20 protein-coding genes are annotated in these 19,243 nt (G+C 74.5%); 10 read left to right on the top strand and 10 right to left on the bottom strand.

The genetic code is table 11. From position 1 onward, the window contains the following. Nucleotides 1-53: 53 nt before the first annotated feature. Entirely contained in the window at nt 54-803 is a 750-nt protein-coding gene (locus ACWFQ8_RS07235; RefSeq protein WP_453785211.1) for a peptidyl-tRNA hydrolase, read from the bottom strand. A 70-nt stretch (nt 804-873) separates the two neighbouring features. Here ACWFQ8_RS07235 and ACWFQ8_RS07230 point away from each other — a divergent pair, with 70 nt between their 5' ends. Then, the gene (locus tag ACWFQ8_RS07230; RefSeq protein WP_453785210.1) at nt 874-1,548 is read left to right on the top strand and encodes an AIM24 family protein; all 675 of its coding nucleotides are present in this window, start codon (nt 874-876) and stop codon (nt 1,546-1,548) included. Between the two features lie 76 nt (nt 1,549-1,624). After that, nucleotides 1,625-1,831 (top strand): hypothetical protein, encoded by a 207-nt coding sequence (locus ACWFQ8_RS07225; protein ID WP_453785209.1) that lies wholly within the window; start codon nt 1,625-1,627, stop codon nt 1,829-1,831. Nucleotides 1,832-1,850: 19 nt separating this feature from the next. On the opposite strand, the gene ACWFQ8_RS07220 is transcribed toward ACWFQ8_RS07225, so the two are convergent. From ACWFQ8_RS07220 to zapE, 4 genes are all read right to left on the bottom strand, one after another. Continuing rightward, nucleotides 1,851-2,768 (bottom strand): polysaccharide deacetylase family protein, encoded by a 918-nt coding sequence (locus ACWFQ8_RS07220; RefSeq protein WP_453785208.1) that lies wholly within the window; start codon nt 2,766-2,768, stop codon nt 1,851-1,853. Between the two features lie 129 nt (nt 2,769-2,897). Continuing rightward, entirely contained in the window at nt 2,898-4,244 is a 1,347-nt protein-coding gene (locus ACWFQ8_RS07215; RefSeq protein WP_453785207.1) for an alkaline phosphatase PhoX, read from the bottom strand. Between the two features lie 170 nt (nt 4,245-4,414). Beyond that, nucleotides 4,415-4,843: an OsmC family protein gene (locus tag ACWFQ8_RS07210; RefSeq protein WP_453785206.1), complete on the bottom strand. Its 429-nt coding sequence runs from the start codon at nt 4,841-4,843 to the stop codon at nt 4,415-4,417. Nucleotides 4,844-4,904: 61 nt separating this feature from the next. Beyond that, complete coding sequence (gene zapE, locus ACWFQ8_RS07205) at nt 4,905-5,936, bottom strand: cell division protein ZapE (protein WP_453785404.1); 1,032 nt, start codon at nt 5,934-5,936, stop codon at nt 4,905-4,907. 120 nt (nt 5,937-6,056) lie between these two features. On the opposite strand from zapE, the gene ACWFQ8_RS07200 reads away from it, so the two are divergent. The 8 genes from ACWFQ8_RS07200 to ACWFQ8_RS07165 all read left to right on the top strand — a co-directional run bounded on the left by ACWFQ8_RS07200 (nt 6,057) and on the right by ACWFQ8_RS07165 (nt 13,439). Beyond that, complete coding sequence (locus ACWFQ8_RS07200; RefSeq protein ID WP_453785205.1) at nt 6,057-6,839, top strand: pyrimidine reductase family protein; 783 nt, start codon at nt 6,057-6,059, stop codon at nt 6,837-6,839. 148 nt (nt 6,840-6,987) lie between these two features. Continuing rightward, nucleotides 6,988-7,455, top strand: coding sequence for an indole-3-glycerol phosphate synthase (locus tag ACWFQ8_RS07195; protein ID WP_453785204.1), 468 nt, complete (start codon nt 6,988-6,990; stop codon nt 7,453-7,455). Between the two features lie 60 nt (nt 7,456-7,515). Next, nucleotides 7,516-8,922 (top strand): UDP-N-acetylmuramate--L-alanine ligase, encoded by a 1,407-nt coding sequence (murC, locus tag ACWFQ8_RS07190; protein WP_453785203.1) that lies wholly within the window; start codon nt 7,516-7,518, stop codon nt 8,920-8,922. Nucleotides 8,923-8,937: 15 nt separating this feature from the next. Further along, nucleotides 8,938-9,351, top strand: a complete 414-nt coding sequence (gene msrB, locus ACWFQ8_RS07185) for a peptide-methionine (R)-S-oxide reductase MsrB (RefSeq protein ID WP_453785202.1) — start codon at nt 8,938-8,940, stop codon at nt 9,349-9,351. Nucleotides 9,352-9,759: 408 nt separating this feature from the next. Next, on the top strand, nt 9,760-12,075 hold the full coding sequence (locus tag ACWFQ8_RS07180; protein ID WP_453785201.1) for a nitrate- and nitrite sensing domain-containing protein: 2,316 nt from the start codon (nt 9,760-9,762) through the stop codon (nt 12,073-12,075). Next, the gene (locus ACWFQ8_RS07175) at nt 12,072-12,494 is read left to right on the top strand and encodes a roadblock/LC7 domain-containing protein (RefSeq protein ID WP_453785200.1); all 423 of its coding nucleotides are present in this window, start codon (nt 12,072-12,074) and stop codon (nt 12,492-12,494) included. Before ACWFQ8_RS07180 ends, ACWFQ8_RS07175 begins: the two co-directional genes overlap by 4 nt. Then, entirely contained in the window at nt 12,494-12,859 is a 366-nt protein-coding gene (locus tag ACWFQ8_RS07170; protein WP_453785199.1) for a DUF742 domain-containing protein, read from the top strand. Before ACWFQ8_RS07175 ends, ACWFQ8_RS07170 begins: the two co-directional genes overlap by 1 nt. Continuing rightward, the gene (locus ACWFQ8_RS07165) at nt 12,846-13,439 is read left to right on the top strand and encodes a GTP-binding protein (RefSeq protein WP_453785198.1); all 594 of its coding nucleotides are present in this window, start codon (nt 12,846-12,848) and stop codon (nt 13,437-13,439) included. Before ACWFQ8_RS07170 ends, ACWFQ8_RS07165 begins: the two co-directional genes overlap by 14 nt. A gap of 83 nt (nt 13,440-13,522) precedes the next feature. Here ACWFQ8_RS07165 and ACWFQ8_RS07160 read toward each other — a convergent pair whose 3' ends face one another. The 5 genes from ACWFQ8_RS07160 to ACWFQ8_RS07140 all read right to left on the bottom strand — a co-directional run bounded on the left by ACWFQ8_RS07160 (nt 13,523) and on the right by ACWFQ8_RS07140 (nt 18,920). After that, a complete protein-coding gene (locus ACWFQ8_RS07160; protein WP_453785197.1) occupies nt 13,523-14,494 on the bottom strand; it encodes an NAD-dependent epimerase/dehydratase family protein in 972 nt (323 codons plus the stop codon). Next, nucleotides 14,491-15,597 (bottom strand): cytochrome P450, encoded by a 1,107-nt coding sequence (locus ACWFQ8_RS07155; protein WP_453785196.1) that lies wholly within the window; start codon nt 15,595-15,597, stop codon nt 14,491-14,493. Before ACWFQ8_RS07155 ends, ACWFQ8_RS07160 begins: the two co-directional genes overlap by 4 nt. Nucleotides 15,598-15,679: 82 nt before the next feature. Beyond that, nucleotides 15,680-17,158 (bottom strand): AMP-binding protein, encoded by a 1,479-nt coding sequence (locus ACWFQ8_RS07150; RefSeq protein WP_453785195.1) that lies wholly within the window; start codon nt 17,156-17,158, stop codon nt 15,680-15,682. Beyond that, entirely contained in the window at nt 17,158-17,901 is a 744-nt protein-coding gene (locus ACWFQ8_RS07145; RefSeq protein ID WP_453785194.1) for a glycosyltransferase family A protein, read from the bottom strand. Before ACWFQ8_RS07145 ends, ACWFQ8_RS07150 begins: the two co-directional genes overlap by 1 nt. Further along, nucleotides 17,898-18,920, bottom strand: a complete 1,023-nt coding sequence (locus tag ACWFQ8_RS07140) for a 3-oxoacyl-ACP synthase III family protein (protein ID WP_453785193.1) — start codon at nt 18,918-18,920, stop codon at nt 17,898-17,900. Before ACWFQ8_RS07140 ends, ACWFQ8_RS07145 begins: the two co-directional genes overlap by 4 nt. Nucleotides 18,921-19,243: the final 323 nt, after the last annotated feature.

Below are 19,243 nucleotides of genomic sequence, written 5' to 3'. Positions count from 1 at the left end.
GCCGAGGGGGACGTTCAGAGCAACATTTGAGGTTCCGCGCGGCGCCGCCGGCCTCAGAGGCGGGCGCGCAGCGCCGGGTGGTCCGCGACCACCGTGCAACTGCCGGGGGCGATCTCGGTGAAGCCGGCGTCCCTGACGACCGGCAGGCCGCTGCCGCCCAGCTCCGCCCACCGCTCGCGCGGAGCGGTCCGTACGGCCAGCCGGAAACCGTCCTGCTGCCACGCGGTCCGCTCCGCGTCCGTCAGCTCCCACCAGGCCAGCTGCGCCGCGTGTCCGGCCTGGGCCATCGCCTTGCCGGCCGACATGTCGAGATCCGGGTTGAGCCACAGCACCGGAACACCGGCGGCGGCCGCGTCGGCCGGCTCGGGGTCGTCCAGGTCGGTGCCCGACACCTGGAGCTTCGCCAGCTCCTTGGGCCAGCCGTCGAGCGGCACCGGCGGGAAGACCCGTACCTGGGACCCGGCGCCGTGCACCGTGACGCCCGGCAGCGTCCCGGCCTTGCGCCACTCCGCCCCGCGCGCCCGCCGGACGACCTTGCGGATCCGGGCGTCCTGCCAGTCGCGGACCGCCTCGGCCCATTCGCCGCCGCCCCGGGCGCGTTCGTCGGTCAGCAGGACCAGCACCGCGCGGGCCGCCGTCTCCAGCGCGTCCGTCCGCGCCGGCGGGTCGGTCTTCTCGATGCGCACGACCAGCGGCAGGACGAACTGCGGGGCCTCGTCGCGGGAGAGGTGGCCCTGCCCGGAGGGACGGTCCGCCCCGACGGCGGGGACGTCGGTGGTGTCGTGGGAGTGCTGGCTGCTCATCCTGCCAAGGATGCCAGGCTCCCCCTTAAGGATGATGCCCAGGGGGCTCGTCCCGGCGAGGATCGAAGGCATGAAGAGTGACCTTTTCGCCTCCGAGAACCTGGCCCAGGCGCCCGCCGCCCCCGGCATGACCCTCCAGAACGCGAAGTCGGTGAAGTACACCGTCAACGGCGAGATGTTGGCCCGCCAGGGCTCGATGATCGCCTTCCGCGGCGACCTCCAGTTCGAGCGCAAGGGACAGGGCATAGGCGGCATGCTCAAGCGCGCCGTCACGGGCGAGGGCCTGGCACTGATGGCCGTACGCGGCCAGGGCGAGGCCTGGTTCGCCCACCAGGGAGGCAACTGCTTCGTCATCGACTTCGAGCCCGGCGACGCGCTGACCGTCAACGGCCGCAACGTGCTCTGCTTCGACCCGACCCTGTCCTACGAGATCAAGATGGTGAAGGGCGCCGGGATGACCGGCGGCGGCCTCTTCAACAGCCTCTTCACCGGCACCGGCAAGCTCGCCGTGGTCTGCGACGGCAGCCCGATCATCATCCCGGTCACGCCGCAGGCGCCGGTCTACGTCGACACCGACGCGGTGGTCGGTTGGAGCGCCCGGCTGGAGACGGGACTGCACCGCTCCCAGTCGGTCGGCTCGATGATCCGGGGCGGCTCCGGCGAGGCCGTCCAGCTGATGCTGCGCGGCGAGGGCTTCGTCATCGTCCGCCCGAGCGAGGTCACCGAGGCGACCGCCGCGCACTGAGGGGGTCGCGGCGGGGCGGTGCGGGCACGGCGGCCCGCCCCGCCGGCGCGCGCCCCGAGTGGGTACGCTCGTACGTATGGACCAGTCGGACAGGGACCAGTCGGACGCGACCCCGTCGTACTGCCCCGCCCCGGCGGCTCCGGCCGGGCGGGTGGACGGGCCCCCGTACGCGGACTGCCTGGAGTGCGGCAGGCCCACCGAGTACGGGGTCGCCACCCCGGGCGTGGTGCTGTGCCCGGTGTGCGAGTGGCAGGACGCGCAGCGCACCGCCTGCTCCGGCTGAGGCCGCGCCGGGTCCGGGCTCAGGTGCCGATCAGTTCGGACACCTTCACGAAGCGGTAGCCGCGCTTGCGCAGCTCCGGAACGATCTTCCGGACGGCCTCCTCGGTGACCGGGGCGGCGCTGCGCGTGCAGTGCATCACGACCACCGAGCCGGGCTTCACTCCGGCGAGCACCTGTTCGGCCACGGCGTCCGGGTCGGTCGCGAACGCGTCCCCGCTGACCACGTCCCACTGGACGGCGGTGACCTTGGCCGTGGACAGGGCCCGCAGTGCCTGATCGTCGTAGCAGCCGCCGGGGAAGCGGAAGTAGGGGACCGTGTTGACCGCCCCCGCCTTGCGGAAGGACTCGAAGGCCCGGTCCACGTCGGCGCGGGCGGCCGCGCCGTCGAGCGCGGGCAGTCCGTAGCAGGGTGACGCGAAGGCGTGGTGGCTGTACGAGTGGTTCGCGATCTCGAAGTTCGGATCGGTGCCGATGGCCTTCGCCTGGTCCGGGTACTCCTCGGCCCAGCGGCCCGTCATGAAGACGGTCGAGGGCACCTTGAGGGCGCGGAGCGTCTCGATCAGCCGGGGGTTGTCGAAGCGCTCGCCGCCGGCGGCGCGCGGACCCTGGTCGGAGGTCATGTCGGCGTCGAAGGTCAGCGCCACGGTCTTCTCGGTCCGCTGCCCGGCCCGCTCGAAGACCGGGGTCAGGCCGTGGGGGCCGGGGGCGAGGGTGGGGGGCTTCGCGGGCGCGCCGGCCCGGGGTGCCCCCTGCGGGGACGCCGCCGGGGGGCTCGCCGCGGCGGACGACGGGGCGGCGGAGGCGGGCCCGGCGGTGCCCATACGGGCCTCTCGGCCGGCGTCCGAGGTGCCGGCGCCGCCCCCGCATCCTGCGAGGGCGGCGCTGAGAGCGGCACTGAGAGCGGCCGCGGCCGCCACTTTGCGCACAGAAAGGGTCACGCAGGCAAAATATATGACTATGTGCCAAGTAGGCGTGCACGGCACTCGACGACCTTCATGACGGTCGCGCCGCCGTCCGCGAGGTCCTTCCCGGACGCGCTCCCCGCCCGGCGCGCGCGACACCCGGGGTCAGTGCCAGGGGCCCGTCACCGCGAAGGTGGTGCCCGGGGTGTAGGCGTTGACGTACATCGTCCGCCCGTCGGGGGAGAAGGCGACCCCCGCGAACTCCCCCCACTCCGGCGCCCCCGGCTTCCCGACGTCCTGCGCGTTGCGGGCCACCGGGTAGACCTCGCCGTCCACCGCCACGCCGAAGACGTACTGCGCCCCACCGCCGTCCTCGCACATCATGAGCCCGCCGTCCGGCGCCAGGCAGATGTTGTCGGGGGAGTCCCCCGGCAGCCCCGTGTCCGCGGCCGGACCGAAGCGGACGTCGAGTCGCAGCCGCCGGCGCAGCGGGTCGTAGGACCACACCTGCCCGTGGTGGTCGGCGCCCGCGCCCTCGCGGGTACGGGCGTAGCTGGACACGAAGTGGACGCGCGAGCCGCCCCAGTAGCAGCCCTCCAGCTTCTGCGCGTGGGTGATCCCGCGCCGCCCGAAGTCCTGGAGCCGGATCGGGGTCCCGGCCGCGCCGGGGTCCGGGACCGGCACCCACTCCACCGGGAACTCCGCCCCCGGCTCGTCCACCACCGCCAGGTCCGCCAGCCCCGGCACGCGCAGGGCCTCCAACGCGCCCCCGGCCCGCAGGGAGCCGGTCCCGCCGAGCGGCCGGGCGGGCAGGAAGCGGTAGAAGAGACCGAACGGCTCGACGAAGGCGTCCTCGGTCTCGTAGACCACGCCCCGGTACGGATCTACGGCGACGGCCTCGTGCGCGAACCGACCCATCGCCGTGAGCGGCACCGCGCCGGTGCGTCCCGGAGCGGCGGGGTCCACCTCGAAGACGTACCCGTGGTCCGCCGTGTAACCGGAGGTGCCCGCCCGGTCCTCGGTCTCCTCGCAGCTCAGCCAGGTGTTCCAGGGGGTCCGGCCGCCCGCGCAGTTGACGGCGGTACCGGCAAGGGCCACCCGTTCGCCGGCGACCCGGCCCGCCGCGTCGAGGTCGAGGACGGTACAGCCGCCGAGTGCGGCGGGGTCGTACGTCAGTCCCGCGACGGGGGGTACGCGCAGGACGGCGGTGGTGCGGTTCTCGTGGTTGCGCACCAGCCGCACCCGCCCCCCACCCGCCCCGAAGGCGGCCATGCCGTCGCAGTTGGCCGGGACGGGGCCCTCGCCCGAACGCAGCGGATCGCCCGCGCGCGACAGGACCCGGTACGAGAACCCCCGGGGCAGGTCGAGCAGCCCGCGCGGATCGGGCAGCAAGGGACCGTACCCGCGTCGCGCCGCCCGGGCGGCTCCGGCGCGCCCGGTGAACAGGGCGCCGAGCGCCCCGCTGAACGCGACCCCGCCGGCGGCGAGCAGGCTGCGGCGGCTGACGGACATCGGCAACTCCCGGCGGCGGAAGTGGAGCTGGGCGGTTGGGGTGACCGGCCCCGTGGTACCACGGGGGACCGCCCGCCGAACGCCGACGCGAGGGGCTCCGCCCCGGCGTCACACCCCCGGGCGCCGTGCCGCGCCCGGAGCGTGCCGCCGGAGCGGGGGAGGGCCGAGGGTCAGACGAGCTTGGCGCTGAGGGTGATCGTGGTGCCCGTCAGCGCCTGGCTGACCGGGCAGTTCTTCTTGGCGTCCTCGGCGGCCGCGACGAAGGCCTCGTCGTCCAGGCCCGGGACGTCACCCTCCACCGTGAGGTGGATGCCGGTGATGCCCTGCCCGGGCACGAAGGTGACGGCGGCCGACGTGGTCAGCTTGGTGGGCGGGTTGCCCGCCTTCGCCAGCCCGTTCGAGAAGGCCATGTTGAAGCAGCTGGAGTGCGCGGCGGCGATCAGCTCTTCCGGGCTGGTCCGCCCGTTCGCGGCCTCGTCGGTGCGCGCCGGCCAGGAGACGGGGTAGCTGCCGAGGCCGGAGGAGTCGAGAGTGACGACGCCCTTGCCCTCGAACAGGTCGCCTTCCCAGACGGCGTGTGCGTTGCGTGTGGCAGCCATGGTGAATCCCTTCGCGGAGGTGGAAACGGCCGGGCCGCGGAAGAGCCCGGCGGTCCCAAACCTACTGGGACACCAGGGGCTTCGCGTCGCGCGCCAGCGCCGTGAGTCGGGATATGGCGCGGAAGTACTTCTTCCGATAGCCGCCGTTCAGCATCTCCTCACTGAACAGCCGGTCGAAGGGCACTCCGGAGGCCAGCACGGGGACCTCCCGGTCGTACAGCCGGTCGGCCAGTACCACCAGCCGCAGGGCCGTCGACTGGTCCGGCACCGGACCGACGTCCGTCAGGCAGACGGCCGTGATCCCGTCCGTCAGTGCGCCGTAGCGGCTCGGGTGCACCCGAGCCAGGTGCTCCAGCAGGCCCGGGAAGTCGTCCAGGCTCGCGCCCTCGGTCGCGTACGCGGCCTTGGCGACCTGCTCGTCGGAGAACGGCGCGGGCGCCTCCGGCAGACCCCGGTGGCGGTAGTCCTGGCCGTCGATGCGCAGCGGTCGGAAGTGCGCCGACAGCCCCTGGATCTCCCGCAGGAAGTCGGCGGCGGCGAAGCGGCCCTCGCCGAGCTTGCCGGGCAGTGTGTTGGAGGTGGCGGCCAGCGCCACGCCCTGCTCCACGAGGCGGCTGAGCAGCGAGGACACCAGAACGGTGTCACCCGGGTCGTCGAGCTCGAACTCGTCGATGCACAGCAGCCGGTGCCCGCCGAGCGTCTGCACGGTCTGCTGGAAGCCGAGCGCGCCGACCAGGTTGGTCAGCTCCACGAAGGTGCCGAAGGCCTTGAGGGCGGGTTCGGCGGGCGTGGCGTGCCACAGGGAGGCGAGCAGGTGGGTCTTGCCGACGCCGTAGCCGCCGTCGACGTAGACCCCGCGCGGGCCGGTGGGGGCCGCGGTCTTCTTGGCGAACCAGCGGCGCTTGCCCGCGCCGGTCGCGTGCGCGCCGCCCAGACCGGCGGCGAAGCCGCTCAGCACGGTGACGGCCTCGGCCTGGCTGGGCCGGGTCGGGTCCGGGTCGTAGGTGTCGAAGCGCACCGAGTCGAAACGCGGCGGCGGCACCATCTCGGCCACCAGGCGTTCGGCGGCCACCCGGGGCTCGCGGGCCGTCAGGGCCTGCGGACCGGCGTCGGCTGTCGGAGGCCTGTCCGCGGGTCGTCCGGAGGCGGAACCGGAGGTGGTGAGAGAGGTTGACACAGCCCTTAACTCTACGGGGCGTGGCACACTGCACCGATGCGACGCCTGTTCCCTGTGACCGATCAGACACCCGCCGCGTCCCGGGGGGAGGCCGACCGGGAGTGGTCGCTGGACGAGCTGGCGGAGGCCTACGCGTACCCCGAGCTGGGCGACGGAGGCCATTGGCTGCGGGCGAACATGGTCTCCACCCTCGACGGCGCGGCCCAGCACGACGGCCGCTCGCAGCCCATCTCCGGCGAGACCGACATGCGGATCTTCGGCACCCTGCGCGCGCTCGCCGATGTGGTGGTCGTCGGCGCGGAAACGGTTCGCCAGGAGGGCTACCGTCCGGCCAGGGCGCGCGAGGCCTTCGCCGCCCGCCGCGCGGCCGCCGGGCAGGGCCCCGCCCCGGCCGTCGCGGTGGTCAGCGCGAGCCTGGACCTGGATTTCTCCCTGCCCCTGTTCACCTCCCCCCTGGTGCCGACCCTGGTGGTCACCGGAGCCACCGCGCCCTCCGACCGGGTCGCCGACGCGGTCGGGGCCGGCGCCGAGGTCGTGGTCGCCGGCGACGGGGCGGCCGTGGACCCGGCCCGCGTGGTGCGGGAGCTCGCCGGGCGGGGCCTGCGCCGCCAGCTCACCGAGGGCGGCCCCCGGCTGCTGGGGCAGTTCGTGGCCGCCGACGCGCTGGACGAGCTCTGCCTGACGATCTCCCCGATGCTCACGGCGGGCGCCGCCCAGCGGATCGCCGGCGGGCCGAGCGTCACGGTTCCGCACCGGCTCGCGCCCGCCTGCGTACTGGAAGAGGCCGGGTTCCTCTTCACGAGCTACCGTCGGATCTGAACGAGGGGCGGAATTTGTCGTTCCGCTTAGCTTCCGCCGGGCACAAAGCTGGGCACACATATCTGCGCAAGGCCCCGCGGGACAGCGGGGCAGGATGGTTTCCGCGCGGGCCGGCCGACCGGCTCGGCCCATGAAGGAGAGGGCGTCCGTGTTCACGAGCGTATTGATGATCGAGCAGCCGCTGACCGCGGTGGACGTGGACTTCGTCACCACCCTGCACGGAGACGACGCGGTCTCCTTCATCGTCCTCATGCAACCCCGGGGCGACCAGGACCGCCTGCTGCGCGCCATCGACGACGTAGCGCTCGGTGAGCTCCCCGAGGCGGTCCGCGAGGGCGGCGAACCCGAGGGCGAGGCCGCCCGCGGCCCCGCCGCACACGCTCTCGCGCACTCCCTGAACGCGCTGCGGCAAAAGGGTGCCAACGCCACGGGACAGCTCGTCGAGGCCCACCCGCTCGACAAGCTCAAGGCCGTCGTGGAGGAGAACGGGGCCGACGAGGTGATCGTTCTGACCGCCCCGCACTTCGTCGAGGAGTTCTTCCACCGCGACTGGGCCTCCCGCGCCCGCCACCAGGTCGGGGTTCCGGTGCTCAAGCTCTTCGCCCACAACGAATAGGCTGGGGCCGTCAGAGCCCGACCGCGTACAACCACAGCACTCGATCCTGGAGCGACCTGAATGAAGCCCGGCCTGCCGACCGCCATGGAACGGCCCCACTTCATCGGCATCGGCGGCGCCGGCATGTCCGGCATCGCGAAGATCCTCGCCCAGCGGGGCGCGCAGGTCGCCGGCAGCGACGCCCGGGGGGACTCCGAGACCGCCGAGGCGCTGCGCGCCCACGGCGCGACGGTCCACGGAGGGCACGCCGCCGGCCACCTCGCCGACGACTCCACCTGCGTGGTCGTCTCCAGCGCCATCCGCGCCGACAATCCGGAGCTGGCACGCGCCGCCGAGCTGGGCATCCCGGTCGTGCACCGCTCGGACGCCCTCGCCGCCCTGATGGACGGCCTGCGCCCGATCGCCGTCGCCGGTACGCACGGCAAGACCACCACCACCTCGATGCTGGCGGTGTCCCTGTCGGCCCTGGGCCTGGATCCCTCCTACGCCATCGGCGGCGACCTGGACGCCCCCGGCTCCAACGCCCACCACGGCGCGGGCGACATCTTCGTCGCCGAGGCGGACGAGAGCGACCGCAGCTTCCACAAGTACGCCCCGCAGGTCGCGATCATCCTCAACGCCGAGCTCGACCACCACGCGAACTACGCGTCGCTGGAGGAGATCTACGAGTCCTTCGAGACCTTCGTCGGCAAGGTCGTCCCCGGCGGCACCCTGGTCGTCGCCCACGGCCAGGAGGGCGCGGCCGAGATCGCCCGCCGGGTCGCCGGCAACGAAGGACTGAACGTCGTCACGTACGGCGAGGAGCCCGAGGCCGACGTCCGCATCACCAAGATCACCCCGCGCGGTCTGACCAGCGAGGTCACCGTCGTCCTGGACGGCCGGATGCTCACCTTCACCGTTTCCGTGCCCGGCCGCCACTACGCCCACAACGCCGTCGCGGCCCTCGCCGCCGGCGTCGCGCTGGGCATCCCGGCGCACAACCTCGCCTCCGCGCTCGGCAAGTACACGGGGGTCAAGCGCCGCCTCCAGCTCAAGGGCGAGGCCGCCGGCGTACAGGTGATCGACTCCTACGCGCACCACCCCACGGAGATGACCGCCGACCTGGAGGCCATCCGCGGCGCCGCCGGGGACTCCCGCATCCTGGTCGTCTTCCAGCCGCACCTCTTCTCCCGCACCCAGGAGCTGGGCCAGGAGATGGGCCGGGCGCTGTCCCTCGCCGACGCCTCCGTGGTCCTGGACATCTACCCGGCCCGCGAGGACCCGGTCCCCGGGGTGACCAGCGAGATCATCATCGCCGCCGCCCGGGCCGTGAACGCCGACGTCACCGCCGAGCCCGACCAGGGCGCCGTCGCCGACGTCATCGCGGGAATGGCCAAGCCCGGCGATCTCGTTCTCACCATGGGCGCGGGCGACGTCACGGACCTTGGACCGCAGATCCTCGCCCGGCTGTCGAACCGGTCGAACTGAGGGAGCGGGAACACCATGGCGTACGAGGTCGAGAAGACGGACGAGCAGTGGCAGGCGGAGCTGACCCCGTCCGAATACCAGGTGCTCCGCCTCGCGGGCACCGAGCCGGCCTTCCGGGGTGAGTACACGGACACCAGGACCGAGGGCGTCTACTCCTGCCGGGGCTGCGGGGCCGAGCTGTTCCGCTCCTCGGAGAAGTTCGAGTCGCACTGCGGCTGGCCGTCCTTCTTCGACCCGAAGGACACCGAGGCCGTCGAGCTGATCGCGGACACCTCCCACGGCATGGTCCGTACCGAGGTCCGCTGTGCGACCTGCGGCTCCCACCTGGGCCACGTCTTCGAGGGCGAGGGCTACCCCACCCCCACCGATCAGCGCTACTGCATCAACTCGATCTCCCTGCGGCTGACCCCGGCCACCGACGAGGGCTGATCGGCTCGGCGGCCGCAGACGTCAGGGCCCCCGAGACGTCGATGGGCGGACAGGTGCCCGAAGCACCTCAGCGGTGGGGTGGGGTCATGGTGATGTCGCGGGGGCGCTGCCCGCCGTCGCGCACGGCGGACCTCCGCCGGTTGTCCGGCGGTCGCCTCACGAGGCGCGGGCTTACCGCCATGGTGTCGAGGGTGTCGCGGTTGGGTTTCGATCAGATCTCTCGTCTGCGATGATCCGCCGCCAATAGCATGCTTCGGTCGCGGAAGACACCTATCAGTTTCCGCGGCGTGGCTGGTTATGATCGGCACCCCCACATCCCGCCGCAGCCGTCCTGGTTGCGCCCGTCCCTCCCCAGGACCGTCAGGTCCGGCCGATGGGCTGCCCCGCCGTCTCCTGCCCCGAGGACCGATGTCTGCCACAGAACCCGAAGTCGTACGAGGGCAGTCGACGACCCGTCGGCGGCGCACCGTGCGCCTGCGCACCCTGCTCATCTGGCTGGCGGTGCTCCCCACCGCGGCGATGGGCACCCAAGTGGCGGTGACGGCCGGGCGGCTGCTGGCGCAGTCGGAGCACCTGCGGGCCGATGTCGCGGCCGCCGAGCGGGTCGGCTCCCCGCTGTACACGCTCATGGTCGACATGCAGGCCGAGCGGACGGTGACCGCCGCGCTGTGGGCGGGTACCGCCGGGGCCGAGGAGGAGCTGCGGAACCGGCGGGAGGCCACGGACCTGGCCGCAGCCGAATTCCGTCGGCTGGCGACCGGTCCGGACGCGTCCTTCGGGGAAGTGAACCGGCGACTCGACGGCCTGGCCGCGTACCGCCTGCACGCGGATGCCCGCAGCGGCGGCGCCGACGGCACCCTCGCCTACTACACCGGGGTGATCGGCGCGGTCATCCAGGTGTACCAGCAGGCTTTCAGCCACGCGGAGGACGCCGAACTCGCCCAGGAGAGCCGGCCCGTGGTGTCCATGCTCTCGGCCACCGAGATGGTGGCGCGCGAGGACACGATCCTGGCCCTGGCCGGGCCGTCCGGGGAGCTGAACTCCGCCGCCTTCGACCAGTTCATCAGCGCCATGGGGGCCCAGCGGTACCTGCACGAGACATCGATCGCGCCCTATCTGTCCGAGCGGGACCGGCGGTTCTACGAGCGGATCCTCGCCTCCCCGGACTGGCAGACGAAGATCCGTATCGAGAACGCGATCCTCTCCGACCACAAGGACGTCGCATCCGGCATCAAGCTGCCCGCCGAGGTCAGCGGTTGGCGGTCCGCACACGAGAACTTCTCGGTGCAGATGGCCACGCTCAATGTCGACCGGGCGCGGCAGGTGCTCACGCGCGGCGAGGCCAGGGCCGCGGAGCTGCAGACCGAGGTCGCCTGGCTGATCGGCGCGAGCGGCGCCGGGCTGCTGGTCGTCGTGGTCGCGGTCGTGGTCACCACGCGGTCGGTGCTCCGCCGCCTGCACGTCCTGCACGAACGCACGGTGACCGTCGCCGAGGAGACCCTTCCCGACGTCGTCGCCCGGCTCCAGCACGGGCAGCCCGTCGACGATGCGGCGCTGCCGGCGGTGCGCGGAGACCGGGACGAGGTCGGACGCATCAGCGACGCGTTCGCCCGGGCCGTCGCCGTGTCCGTCGACGGACACCGGCGGCTCGCGGCCGAGCGACACGGCTTCGGTCTGTTCGCCGCGGGCATCGCCTCGCGCACCGGCAACCTGGTCAGCCGCCAGCTGAGCCTCACCGAAGACCTCCAGGACACCTTCGGCCACGACGAAACGCTGCTCGCCCAGTTGATGCGGGCCGACCAGTTGACGGTGGGCATGCGGCGTCAGATCGAGAACCTCCTCATCCTGGCGGGCGGCGAGGTCCCCGACCCGCACACCGAGCCCATGCGCATCGCCGACCTGCTGCGCGAAGCCGCCGCGGAGGTCGAGGACTTCCGGCGCATCGAGCGGCAGGCCCTGGACGAGACCAGCGTGGAACCGCGCGTGATCAGCCAGATCAGCCACCTGCTCGCGGAGCTGCTGGACAACGCCACCCGGTTCTCCCCGCCGCGGTCGAAGGTGGTCATCCGCGCCGAAGTGGTCGCGGACGGGTTGTCGGTCGAGATCGAGGACCGCGGGCCGCGGGTGACCCCCGAGAGGTACGAGGAGATGAACGGGCGCCTGCACCAGGCCCCGCCGTACTCCGTCCTGGCGCAGAACGCGCACCGGCTCGGGCTCTTCGTGGTCGGTCACCTCGCCGACCGGCTCGGGGCGACGGTCACCCTGCGCCGCTCGGTGTACGGAGGGACCTCCGCCGTGGTGATCCTCCCCGGGGAGCTGCTGGTGGCGACCGAGGGGGAGGCACCGCGCGAAGCCGCGCGGCCGGTCTCGACCCGGGCCCCGGCGGCGTCCGCCGCCGCTCCGTCCGCCCCCGCACCGCGCCGTGCGGAGGAACGCGAGCCCGAGCCGGTCCTGCCCGCGGGCGCCGGGCTGCCGCGCCGCCGTACGACGGTGCCTGCGCCCGGGCCCGCGGTCCGGCCGGCCCAGGCGGACGCCCCCGCGCGGCCGGCCCTCCCCGAGCGCGTCCCGCAGACCCATATCGCCGAGCAGCTACGCGCGCCCAGCGCACCGGAAACGGCCGTCCGGCAGGACACAGCGACTCCCGAAGAGGTGGCCGACGCCTGGGCGGACTACGAACACGGGACCCAGACAGTGGAAGAAGAGCTCCGACGGGATCAGCCATGACTACCTCCTCATCGAACACGACGACATCCAACGACGCGATCTACAGCGTCCTGGACAACAACCTGAGCAGGATCGCCGGCATCCAGGGAGCGGTGCTCCTGTCCAACGACGGCATCAAGCTCAGCGCCTACCTGCTGGACCAGCCCCAGGCCGAGCGCATGGCGGCCGCGGCCTCCGGCATCGCGGCCACGATGAAGGCCATATCCCGAGAGGTCGACGGCGGCCGTGTCATCCGCCAGTTGGTCGAGATGGACGACAGGTACCTCTGCATCGTCGGGTGCGGTGAGGGCAGCACGCTCATCGTGGTGACCTCCCGCAAGGCGCGGCTGGGGGAGCTGGGCGGCGAGGCCGTGCGGACCGCCCAGGCGCTCGGCGAGTGGCTGAGCACCCCGGAGCGCGCCCAGTTGCCGACCGCGTAATGCCGCAGGACGAGCCCCAGCCCGCAAGGCGCCGCCGGACACGGCTGTACGCCCTGACCGACGGACGTACAGCCGCTGCGCACACCGTCCTGACCATGGACACCACGATCACGGCGGTGGCCGAGGACACCCATGCCGGTCTGCCCACCGAGTGGCAGGAGATCCTCGCCATGTGCACGGCGCCGGGCGGCCGGGCGGTCGCCGAGATAGCGGCGCGCATGCACATCCGCCTCACCCCGATGACGCTGCTCCTCGGTGAACTCGCCGACCGCGGGCTGATCCACCACCGGCCGCCCCTGGCGGGCGCCGAGACCACCAACGTCCACCTGCTCATGAAAATCAGGGACAACCTTGCCCGGATATGACACGCCCGCCCCTCAGGAACCGGCCCCGGTCAAGATCCTCGTCGCCGGTGGATTCGGAGTCGGCAAGACGACTCTGGTGGAGACGATCTCCGAGATCGAGCCGCTGCGTACGGAGGAGCGGCTGACGTCCGCGGGTGTCGGCGTCGACGACCTCGACGGCATCGAGTCCAAGACGGTCACCACCGTGGCGATGGACTTCGGCCGGATCACCCTCACCGACGCCGCAGTCGTCCTGTACCTGTTCGGCACACCGGGCCAGGAACGTTTCTGGTTCATGTGGGACGACCTGCTGGCCGGGGCACTCGGGGCGATCGTGCTGGTCGACACGCGACGCCTGGACCGCAGCTTCCCGGCCGTCGACTTCTTCGAGAGCCGCGGACTGCCGTTCGTGGTCGGCGCGAACTGCTTCCACGGCGAGCAGCCGTACACCGCGGAGGAGATCGCCGCTGCCCTGCACCTGCGCGATCCGAACACCCCCGTGCTCATGCTCGACGCCCGCTCCCGTCAGGACGTCCGCGCCTGCCTGCTCTCGCTCCTCGACCGGCTCATCGCCGACGCGGGGGTCGGGGCGACCGTCTGAAGCGGTCGAGCCGGCCGCCCGGCCCCGAACCAGGTGGACGGTGCGTCTTCGGGCGCGAGGGCTGACCCGGCCCCCGACCGGCGTCATCGCGGCAACCCGATCCCGCTGCGGCTGCCCCCTGCCACCGACGCCGCGTGGTCCGCCAGGGTGCGGCGCGGGATCCAGCCCTGGGACCGGGCGCGGGTCAGGTCCAGGACCACCGGGTGCGCCAGCTGGTCCACCGCGTAGCGGCTGAGCGCCGGTTCGCGGCCCGTGCCGCGGGCCGCGGCCTCGGCGGCGCGGGCCGCCGCACGGGCCACCGGCAGCGGCAGGTGGCGGATCCGGGCGCCGACGCCGTGGGCGCGCAGGACCCGGGCCACCGCCGCGTCGCGGGCGTAGGGTTCGGCGTCGGCCACGTTGTACGCGCCCGGCGGCCAGCCGGCCGCCAGCAGGCAGGCCTCGGCGAGGTTCTCCACCGCCGTCAGGCTCAGGCGGACGTCCGGCCCCGGCAGCAGCAGGGTCGCGGCCCGCACCCGCGAGAGCAGCCGGGGCAGCAACTGGGTGTCGCCCGGCCCGTAGACGGCCCGCGGCCGCAGCACCACCGCGCCCGCGGCCAGGGCGAGTTCCTCACCGGCCGCCTTGGTCCGCCCGTACGCGTTGAGCCAGCCGCCGCGCGGATGGTCCTCGCCGACCAGGCTCCGGTCCGGCCGCGGATCGTAGACGCTGGCGCTGCTCACCCACACGACGGGCCGGCCTCCCGCAGCGCGCAGCAACCGCTCCGTCCCGTCCACGTTGACCGCGCGCATCAGCGCCTCCTGCGGGGAGCCCGGAGCCGGATCGCCCACGGCCGCCGCGCAGTGCACGACCAGGTCCATCCCCGTGAGGTCCGGTGCGCCCAGCGCGGCGTCCCAGAAGCGGTGCTCCCCCAGCGGGCCGGGCCGGCGGCCCAGGCACACCACCGCCGCCCCGCTCGCCGCCGCTGCCCGCGCCACGTGGCCGCCGCAGAAGCCGCTCGCACCGGTCACCGCCACCCGCACCCGGTCCGTACCGCCGCCCGGGCCCGTACCGCCGCTCATGCCCCGGCCCGTACCGTCAGCGCGCGCCACCCGGGCAGGGCCGCCCCCCGGTCCACCCGCGCCCGCGTCACCACCGGCCGCGACGGGGCCAGCGCCGCCAGGACGTCGGCCAGCTGTACGCGGGCCAGCCGGGCCCCCGGACAGGCGTGCGGCCCCGCCCCGAAGACCAGCCGGGCGACGGACGCGGGGCCGGGTTCGCGCGCGTCGGGATCGGACCGGTGTGCCTCGGCGGCGTGCCGCGCGACGAGCAGCAGCCGGTCCCCGGCGCGCACCGGGCACCCGCCTACCGAGCCGGCCCCGGCGGCCACCCGGGGCAGCAGCGGCGAGGCCGCCGTCACCCGCAGCAGTTCGGCCGCCAGCACCGGCCGCAACGCCTCGTCGGCGGCCTGCTCCCACAGCCCGGCGTCGGCGCACCAGGCGACCGCCCGGGGGAGCGCCGCGACGGTGGTGCTGACGGCGGCCACCGCCACCATCGCCGACCGGGCGCCGGCGCCCGGACCCAGCAGGCGGCGCAGCCGGTCCGCCGCGCGGGCGGCGGCGGCCTCCGCGCCCGGCCTGCGCGGCCCGGGCAAATGGGCACGTACGGACGCGGCCGCGGCCCCGGCGGCGGCCTCCGCGAGGAGGCGGGGGTCGGCGGCGCAGTCCAGCAGCGCGCACACCACCGAACCGGCCATCTCCCGCGCGAGTTCCACCAGGTCCACCTCGCCACCGCGGTCGAGCGGCGCGAGGCGGCGTACGAGCAGCGGCCGCCACACGGCGCGCAGCCGCTCCACCCCGGCCGCGCCGAGCTGCTCGGCGACCTCCCGGCGGCCCGCCCGGTGCGCGTCGCCCTCCTGGTCGAACAGCACGTCCCCGGCGCGGTCGTCCGTGTCCGAGAGCGCGGAGCGGGCCGCGCCGCCGGTCGTGCCGGCCGCCGTACGGTCGAGGGGCAGTCGGGTCAGCGCCTCCCGGTAGGCGTCGGCCCCGTGCACCAGCAGGGTCCCGCCGATCCGGCGCACGGGCCGCCCGCGCGTGGCCGCGAGCAGTCCGAAGAGCAGGGGGTGGCCGCCCAGGTACACGCGCCGGTCCCGGCGCCGGGCCCGTGCGGAGGACGTACTGGTCATGGATGAGCCCGTTCGTGTCGGTCGGCGGGGGCGGCGGGGGCGGTGAAGGCGGTGGGGTCGGCGTCCGCCGCCGCGAGATGCTTCATCGCAGGCCCAGGCGCCGGGCCGCGAGGGCGGAGGTCGCCGCGCGGTCCGGTTTGCGGGAGCGGCCGGAGAGCGGGATCCGGGCGAACAGCAGCGCGTCGGGGCGGGCGCTGCCCATCCGGCGCAGGGGCTGCGACAGGGCGGCGCGCAGGGCGCTCTCGCAGGCGCCGCCGCACGGCTGTACGACGGCCACCAGCCGCTCGTCGCCGTCGCCGTCGAGGACCCCGACGAGCACGGCCAGTTCCACGCCCGGCACCTGCAGCGTCGGCTCGTACAGCCCGGGGTAGATGTTCTCGGCGCGGCGCAGCACCATGTCCTTGCAGCGGCCCTCCAGGACGATCCGGCCCGCTGCGTCCAGGCGCGCCCGGTCGCCCGTACGGACCCACGGGTCGGGTTCCTCGCCGAGGTAGCGGTGCCGGGCCGCGGGGCCCGAGAGCAGCAGCTGACCGTCCGCGTCGGGCTCGGCGCGGACGCCCGGGAGCGGGGCGCCCACCAGGTCACCCGGTCCGTCGAAGGCGGCCTTCTCCCGCGCCTCGACGGCGGCCGCGGGGAACAGCTCGGTGAGCGCGTACACGCCCCACGCCCGGTCCGCGCCCGCGTCCCGCACCCGTTCCAGCAGTCCGGCGCCGGCCGGGGCCGAGCCCGTCCAGACCCGACCGTGGAAGCGTGCGCCGGCGCCGAGCGCGTCCCGCAGCCGCGGCGGCGTCAGATAGGTGTCCTGCGGCCGCAGCCGGTGCAACTGCCGGGCCAGGACGCGGGCGGAGCGGGCCGGGAGGGCGACCGGGGCGCCGCGCGTCAGCGAGGGGACCAGGACGAAGAAGGTGCCGCCGAGCACCGGCCGGTCCCCCTCCGCGTCGAAGAGGGAGGTGACCGAGTCCATCCCGGCGGCCAGGCTCGCCCGGGTGTGCACCACGGCCCGGGGCCGGGAGGTGGTGCCGGAGGTGAACACGATCACCGCGTCGGCGTCCCCGCCGGCGTCGCCGTGGACGGGCACGCCGAGCCGCGCCGCCGTCCGGTCCAGCGCGGGCGCGCAGCCCGGCAGGCGGGGCCCGACGGTGGCCACCGGCCCCAGCCCGGCCAGCTCCGGCAGCGCGAGCCCGGCCCGGCGGGCCAGCGGCCGGGCCCAGCCCGCCACCGCCTGCGCCGCAGCATCGGCCAGCACCAGCGCGGGCCGGGCCAGCGCCAGCCGGGCGCGCAGGACGTCGGGACCGGCGCCGGGGTCCAGCACGGCCCCGCGCAGCCCGAGCCGCCACAGGGCGAGCAGCACGGCCAGGGCCCGGGGGCCGGGGCGGACCGCGACGCCGACGGTGTCCCCCGGGCGCAGTCCGCGCGCGTGCAGCGCGGCGGCGTACGCGTCGGCCAGGTCGGCGAGTTCGCCGCGGGTGGCGCGGACCCGGGGTGCGCCGGTACGGGTCGCGGTGAGCACGGCGGGCCGCTCGGGGCGGTGGCGCAGCGCGTGGTCGAGGCGGTCGAGCATCAGCGGGGGTCCGTTCCGTGCGAGCCGCTGCCCCGGTCCAGGTACCAGCGGGCGGTGCCGGCGATCCCGTAGGCCCGCAGGCGACGGGTGGAGTTCTCGACGACCATCGCCCGGCAGTGCGTGATCCGGTCGGTGTGGCGGCGCACGGCGTTGAGGAAGAGCCGGTCGGTGGGCGAGGGGCGCCGGGGCATGCCGCCGACGGCCAGGTACAGCTCGGCGGTGACGGCCATGTTGTTCCCGGCGTGCATGCGGTACGGGGCCCGGTAGCCGTGGCGGCGGGAGTGCTCCGGGCGCAGCCGCCCGAACAGTGCGGCGAGCGCCACGAGCGCGCCGAAGCCGGCCCGGCCGAGCGGGCCGTGCTCGTCGCGGCGGGCGACGATCCGCCCGCACACCAGCCCGGGGCGGTCGAGGAGCGCGGCCCGCGCGGCCCGCGTCCAGCCGGGCCGGGGCAGGCAGTCGGCGTCCGTGCGGGCGAGCAGGGCCGCGCCCCGGCCGATCGCGTACCGGAAGCCGGTGTCCACGGCCGATCCGACGCCCTTGTCCGGCTCCTCGATCACCTCCACCGGGAAGGGCGCGGTCGCGGCGAACTCCCGGGCGATCGCGGCGGTGCCGTCCGTCGAGGCGTTGTCGACGACGAGCAGGGTGAAGTCCCGGTCGTGCTGGGCCGCGAGCGCCCGCAGGGTGTCCCCGAGCCGGGCCTCCTCCTCGTGCGCGGGCACCACCACCCACAGCGGCCGGCTCATGACTTCTCCCAGACCATCGTCATGATGCTGACGCCGCCGCCGAGGCCGACGAACATGACCTTCTCGCCCGGGGCGAGTGCGCCGAAGACCCGGTCCAGCTGGATGCCGATGCTCGCGCTCGCGACGTTGCCGAGCTCGGGCACCGTCACCACCAGCTTCCCGGCCGGCACCCCGGTCAGCTCCGCGAAGCGCTCCAGGTAGGGCACCGTCACCTGGTGGACGAGCACCTTGGCGAAGCCGTCCCAGTCCAGGCCCGTGCGGTGCAGGGTCCGGTCGATGACGGCCGTGCCGACCTTCTCGAAAACGCCCCGCAGTTCGCGCCCGTCACCGCGGAACCAGGTGTGCTCGTCCCCGCGCGGGTGGCGCGAGCCGCCGCCCGGTATGCCCCCGACCTCCCAGTGCCGGGAGTGGGTCTCGCTGTCCACGTCGAGGATGCCGCCCCGCTCCACGGCCTCCACGACCACGGCCGCCCCCGCGTCGCCGAAGGTGTAGCCGGCGAAGCCGCGCCGGAACTGCGCGAAGTCGGCGGGATTCCTGCGCACGGCCCGGCTGGGGGTCTCCCCGGTGACCACCAGGGCCCGCCGCGCCCGGCCGGCGAGGATCATCGACCGGGCCAGGTCGATGCCGTTGACGAAGCTGTTGCACGCGTTGGTGACGTCCAGGGCGTGGGCCTGCGAGCCGAGTTCGGCCTGCACGATGTGCGCGGTGGCCGGCTCGACCATGTCGCGCGAGGCGGAGGCGAAGAGCAGCAGGTCGATGTCGAGGGGGCCGAGCCCGGCGGCGGCCAGCGCCCGGCGGGCGGCGCCCGCGGCGAGGGTGGAGGCGTAGACCCCCTCGCCCGCGACCCGGCGCGAGAGGATGCCGGTGGCCTGGGTCAGCAGGTTCGGCGCGAGGGCGAGGCCGCTGCGGAGCGCGACCTCGCGCTGGAGGTCCGCGGAGGAGAGGGCCTCCTCCGGCAAGAGGGTGCCGACGCCGGTTATCCCGGCGCGCGGCGGCGGATCACAGGACTGAGTGGACATGTCCACACGATGGCAAGCCGCCTTCCTCCGGTCCTGAGTACGCGTGCTCAGATCGGTCCGCGGCGCGATGAGTAGGAGCGCAGGCCGCGCGGCGGGCGCGGACCGGGGGCCGGCGCCGGCCGCGGCACCGGGCCGAACGGGCGTGACACCCGGACCTGTTGCCCGCGCGCGATGTGCCCGCACCGGGCCACCGGCGGGACCGGGGACCACGGGGAGGACTTTCCGTTCTCCTGCTGTACGGCGCGGTGTCACGAGGTGATCCCCGTCCGGTACCCCGGGACCGCTGTCCTTGGGGCGCCCCTCGACTCCCCTCCTCACCCCCA

It is taken from the genome of Streptomyces sp. NPDC055254, from assembly GCF_053606025.1.
The sequence above is the reverse complement of the archived record's forward strand: the minus strand, read 5'-3'. Positions and strand labels throughout refer to the sequence as shown.

Coding starts and splice junctions, on each gene's coding strand:
- ACWFQ8_RS07155 (WP_453785196.1), bottom strand. CDS start 15,597: ATGACCAGTACGTCCTCCGCACGGGCCCGGCGCCGGGACCGGCGCGTG.
- ACWFQ8_RS07200 (WP_453785205.1), top strand. CDS start 6,057: ATGCGACGCCTGTTCCCTGTGACCGATCAGACACCCGCCGCGTCCCGG.
- ACWFQ8_RS07235 (WP_453785211.1), bottom strand. CDS start 803: ATGAGCAGCCAGCACTCCCACGACACCACCGACGTCCCCGCCGTCGGG.
- msrB (WP_453785202.1), top strand. CDS start 8,938: ATGGCGTACGAGGTCGAGAAGACGGACGAGCAGTGGCAGGCGGAGCTG.
- ACWFQ8_RS07210 (WP_453785206.1), bottom strand. CDS start 4,843: ATGGCTGCCACACGCAACGCACACGCCGTCTGGGAAGGCGACCTGTTC.
- ACWFQ8_RS07215 (WP_453785207.1), bottom strand. CDS start 4,244: ATGTCCGTCAGCCGCCGCAGCCTGCTCGCCGCCGGCGGGGTCGCGTTC.
- ACWFQ8_RS07140 (WP_453785193.1), bottom strand. CDS start 18,920: ATGTCCACTCAGTCCTGTGATCCGCCGCCGCGCGCCGGGATAACCGGC.
- ACWFQ8_RS07175 (WP_453785200.1), top strand. CDS start 12,072: ATGACTACCTCCTCATCGAACACGACGACATCCAACGACGCGATCTAC.
- ACWFQ8_RS07230 (WP_453785210.1), top strand. CDS start 874: ATGAAGAGTGACCTTTTCGCCTCCGAGAACCTGGCCCAGGCGCCCGCC.
- ACWFQ8_RS07170 (WP_453785199.1), top strand. CDS start 12,494: ATGCCGCAGGACGAGCCCCAGCCCGCAAGGCGCCGCCGGACACGGCTG.
- ACWFQ8_RS07160 (WP_453785197.1), bottom strand. CDS start 14,494: ATGAGCGGCGGTACGGGCCCGGGCGGCGGTACGGACCGGGTGCGGGTG.
- ACWFQ8_RS07225 (WP_453785209.1), top strand. CDS start 1,625: ATGGACCAGTCGGACAGGGACCAGTCGGACGCGACCCCGTCGTACTGC.
- murC (WP_453785203.1), top strand. CDS start 7,516: ATGAAGCCCGGCCTGCCGACCGCCATGGAACGGCCCCACTTCATCGGC.
- ACWFQ8_RS07145 (WP_453785194.1), bottom strand. CDS start 17,901: ATGAGCCGGCCGCTGTGGGTGGTGGTGCCCGCGCACGAGGAGGAGGCC.
- ACWFQ8_RS07150 (WP_453785195.1), bottom strand. CDS start 17,158: ATGCTCGACCGCCTCGACCACGCGCTGCGCCACCGCCCCGAGCGGCCC.
- ACWFQ8_RS07180 (WP_453785201.1), top strand. CDS start 9,760: ATGTCTGCCACAGAACCCGAAGTCGTACGAGGGCAGTCGACGACCCGT.